This is a genomic window from Brevibacterium sp. FME17 (assembly GCF_014897515.1).
Taxonomy (GTDB): domain Bacteria; phylum Actinomycetota; class Actinomycetes; order Actinomycetales; family Brevibacteriaceae; genus Brevibacterium.
The window spans coordinates 1-4,037 of sequence record NZ_JABUYD010000049.1; the positions used below are offsets into that span (position 1 = coordinate 1).

The window sequence follows — 4,037 nt, forward strand, 5'->3', positions numbered from 1 at the left end:
CCTTCGAGGATCGGCACTCGGGTTTCGCAACCTGACTCATTACATCGCGAGGTGCTTACTTGAATCCGGTGGTTTCAGACCGGTTCTACACTCTCGATTACGATGAGCCGGATATCGGCCCGACGACGCTGGAATGTCGTCCGTAGGCTCCGTAGCTCTTTGAGTTCATCAGAGATCGTCCCGGCGAGAGTGTCGATGAGTCTGCCCATGAGTTTCTTACCCTTGCTCGGTTGGGCAGCATAGGCGGCGATCGTGTCTTGGTAGAACTGTCAACACACCAACAGGGCAGCATGATTGTCGGCAGCGAAGACCGAGTTGAGGCGGTGCTTCTGCTTATCGGTGAGCAATCCGACGCGGGTGCGGACCGTTTTGCGGATCCCGTACAAGTCATCACCAGACCGGCCCCGACGGCCGTGAAGTTCGGTTTGCAGTCGTCTTCTCGTCTCATCGAGCTTCGTACCGACCAGGGCGACTACGTGGAAGGGGTCCATGACCGTGGTGGCATCAGGCACCATTTCAGTGGCGGCCTTCTTGTAGCCGGCGAAGGCATCCATAGCGACGTGGTCGATGCCGGCACGGAAGTCATCTGGATGGTCTTTCAGCCGGTCGGCGAAGACGTCGGCTGAGCGGCCGGGAACAATGTCGAGCAAGCGTGCTGGCCGGTGGGAGAGGTCGACGATGACAGTCACCCACCTGTCGATGCCGCGGTGGGACCAGCAGTGCTCATCGACACCGATTATGGATACACCATCGAACCGAGAGGCATCAGCGATCAACAGAGATCGCCCGAGGACGAGCACAGCCGTGCACACGGTGTTCCAGGAGGTCGCGAGGTTCTTCGCGATGACGTGGATGCTCATCTTGTCGATGACCACGGACTTCAGCGCCCACAAGAGTGCCGTCGTGGAGAGTTTCGATCTGCCGGCGCAGGCTCGCTGAGGTGTCTGGGACCAGCGCTGCTGGCAATCAGGGCAGGTGTAGGTGCGGATGCGAATAGCCAAGGTGACAGCGGTCAGGCCGATCGGGGGATGAACGAGTTTGCGGATCCTGGTGGCCCGGACGAGTCCGCGTTGTCCGCAGACGGGGCCGGATCTGTCGTCGTCGGTGATCGGGCACAGCACGGTCAGGTGCCGCTTCGTGTGGTGTTGCCCGATCGCGGTGAGTCCGAGTTCGGGCAGGGAGAGTGTGGTGTCGAGGCAGGGCGGGGTAAAGTCGTACGCGAGGGACCTTGGGTCGTGATGGAGTCTTGAACACCTACATCATTGCACCCAGGGTCCCGTTGTCTTACGTCCCGGCTTCAGCTCTTCCCACCGCCCTAATCATGAAGAGCCAGTAACCAGCGCGTCAGACCGTATAGACACCGTTCGATACTCTCGATATGCCGCTCACAGTCCGAAAACCGCTACTATACCCTTGGATTGCAACCAAAGACCATCCACCGTCGGGAAGCCCGCAGTTCGTCCGCTGAACGTGGATGTGAGCGCCCACGTTCCAATTATGGAGCGCGGCTTCGCTATTACTCCAATTCCCAAGCGGGCGAGCCCGTGTTATTCTCGCGGATATTGGGTGGTTCTACAGACTGTGAGCGCGGAGAGCTGGCTGAATCGATTAGGGACCGGGCTTTTGAGAGCTCAAAGTTCATCTGGAAGGGTGCCACCAACGGAAAATCGTGGCAAGAGAAAATTGTGGGTAGCGAAATATGGTTCGCCAGATGAAGTGGTCCACGGCGGGTGGGAAGGGTTTCAACTAGACGATGCCTGACCGTACGTGACCCCTAGCAAAGCGAGGTCGTTGTAGAATGAGAGGATGAATGTAAAAGATGGACCAAAGCTAAGATTTATACAAGCGGATAAGAAAAATCTCGACAGGTTAGATCTGGAAGAAGCTGCGCAAAAAAACTCAAAATCCACTCCTGCTGATTTGCCATTACTGGTCTCGGAAAGAGCGCTTGAAGAATCAGAAAAGGTATTGGCGAAGCAGGCAAGAGAAAGTATCCTACAAGGATATGTGCCGGCGGTAGAGTTCCTTCCAAAACCGAAACAACGCTACGGAAATCGACCGCTAGCTGTCTTGGATCCAATAACAAGAACTTTTCTTACTGCCTTAAATATTGACCTAAAAGAGGCGCTTCCAGCAAGTTCCAGAGATGATAAATTTGATGATTTCGAAAATTATGGAACAGATAGGACCGGTGTCTGGGTCGTTGAATTCGACATCGCCTCATGCTATGAATATGTAGATCATGACATATTATCTCGAGAATTGGTACTGCAAGGCGCAGAGCAACAGACTATCAACAGCTTGTCCAATTTATTCGGTGCGATATTCGAGCGAGATGTTGGCCTGCCGCAAGGGCCGCGAGAATCAGATCGACTCGCTGATGCATATCTCAGCATTGTAGAACGTAGACTTAAGAGGAGAGGGTACGAAGTTGCCCGTTACGCTGATGATTTCAAGATAGTCGTTGGTAGTCGACGCGAAGCATTTGATGCAATCGAAAAATGTATGGAGGAAGCGCGACGCGTCTATTTATCGCTAGCAGAACAGAAGATTGATTTTAAAAGATCTGAAGATCTGTTGGATGATATTAAAATAGTCAAAGGTCTATTCGGGGAATATACGGAGACGGCCTTTGGTGAACTTATTGATTATAGCTTAGTTCCGGGCATATATGATGACACAATCGACGAAGTGTATCCTGAGCCAGATGAAGTCAATTTTGAGGCGACGCTAAGCATTCTGCGAGATTGGTCGGAAGCGAAGGGCAGTCAATTATCTGCGCTGGCACGCGCCGGGGCTTTAGGTATCCGCACTGTGAAAGGATTCGATAGTCGAATAGATAATGATATCCTTTCCGCTATTGTAGCAAAAGAGCCACTTAGAGTTAAGCTGATATCGGAATATATATTGGAGCGTTCGGAAACTGTAAATAATTGGGAGTTGATCGCCGATATCTCTCAGCAGGAACGCATATCCCCTTGGCATAAGATTTGGCTGTTAAATACAGCGTCAAGATTAGAATCCAAAAGTTGCCGTGGGCGCAGTTCATTCTTGGACTACGCGATCGAGCAAGTTATGGATTCGCATGAGCTAGTGCGGCTAGAAGCCGCGTGGTTACTTGCTGTTAACGAAAGTCTAGATATTGATAGATTGGTGACCCTGTATGGCGGAGCTACAAATATTTCGACTGTAGGTCTCGCGGCCGTTGCAGGTTTGGTGAATAACTCCAATACTTCAAATCAATTGGACTCGATACGCAGCGATTCACGTTTGAACCGGAGCGCGTTCAAGTGGGGTAGTGATTATGGCTCGAATGCCTGAAGTTACTGATTTCACTGAGGAATCTCTATTTGCGATTTGGTCTGCGCCGGTTGTGTACGGTGATCCTCGCGCCGTCATTCTTGCTGTAATTTCAGAAGTTGAATCCAGTGTAGACTTCATATTGCAGGAGGAAATTGAAGAGTCAGCGACAGGTGTATCGATGATTTCTGACTACTTTGTAAGAAAGAAACTTCCCGACTATTTTATGACTTGGAGCGGCAGAAAGGAGCTTCTTAGAGATCTCTTTAGATTTAACGGATTTTCGAATTCAGTGGGACAGGAGTTCATGCTGATAGTTGAGATTCGAAACGCTCTTGTCCATGGCAACGGCAGCCTTACGGAATTGCAATGTAAAGATTTAAAAAGAATGCTGAATTTAAAGACCGGTCTGAGCTCAAAGTTTTCGATCGGATTTTCTGGTCGGCGTTTGGTTTTGGACTCGAGGATTTGCTCGGAGGTCTGTGAGGCTTGCGCTAAGTTTTTGATCGAAGTGGATCGGACGGTAGCGAAGCAGAAGTAGAGAGTGGGACTGATGCAGGGTTAGGGGACATCTAATCTGGCTTGTTCATAGGCAAGCCTGGAAGGATAGACATCATGCCACAGCCCTACCCGAAAGAATTCCGCGACGACGTCATCCGCGTCGTCCAGACCAGGGACTCCAACCTGACTTGCACAGGTGACCGGTGATTTCACGGTGTCGTGGAATGTTTGTGCTG

General features: G+C 51.3%; 2 protein-coding genes and 1 pseudogene. 2 read left to right on the forward strand and 1 reads right to left on the reverse strand.

The genetic code is table 11. The features are described 5' to 3' along the window. Positions 1-110: 110 nt before the first annotated feature. A pseudogene (locus INT40_RS20170) lies at positions 111-1,178 on the reverse strand (ISL3 family transposase); the annotation flags it as partial. A 628-nt stretch (positions 1,179-1,806) separates the two neighbouring features. Between INT40_RS20170 and INT40_RS20175 the strand changes: the two are divergent. Together INT40_RS20175 and INT40_RS20180 are read left to right on the forward strand one after the other, a co-directional pair. Continuing rightward, a complete protein-coding gene (locus INT40_RS20175; protein ID WP_101556974.1) occupies positions 1,807-3,321 on the forward strand; it encodes a reverse transcriptase domain-containing protein in 1,515 nt (504 codons plus the stop codon). After that, positions 3,314-3,841: a hypothetical protein gene (locus INT40_RS20180; protein ID WP_101556975.1), complete on the forward strand. Its 528-nt coding sequence runs from the start codon at positions 3,314-3,316 to the stop codon at positions 3,839-3,841. Before INT40_RS20175 ends, INT40_RS20180 begins: the two co-directional genes overlap by 8 nt. Positions 3,842-4,037 lie beyond the last annotated feature (196 nt).

Excerpts from the sequence above, each read along its gene's own strand:
- INT40_RS20175 (WP_101556974.1), top strand. The coding sequence starts at position 1,807 with ATGAATGTAAAAGATGGACCAAAGCTAAGATTTATACAAGCGGATAAG.
- INT40_RS20180 (WP_101556975.1), top strand. The coding sequence starts at position 3,314 with ATGCCTGAAGTTACTGATTTCACTGAGGAATCTCTATTTGCGATTTGG.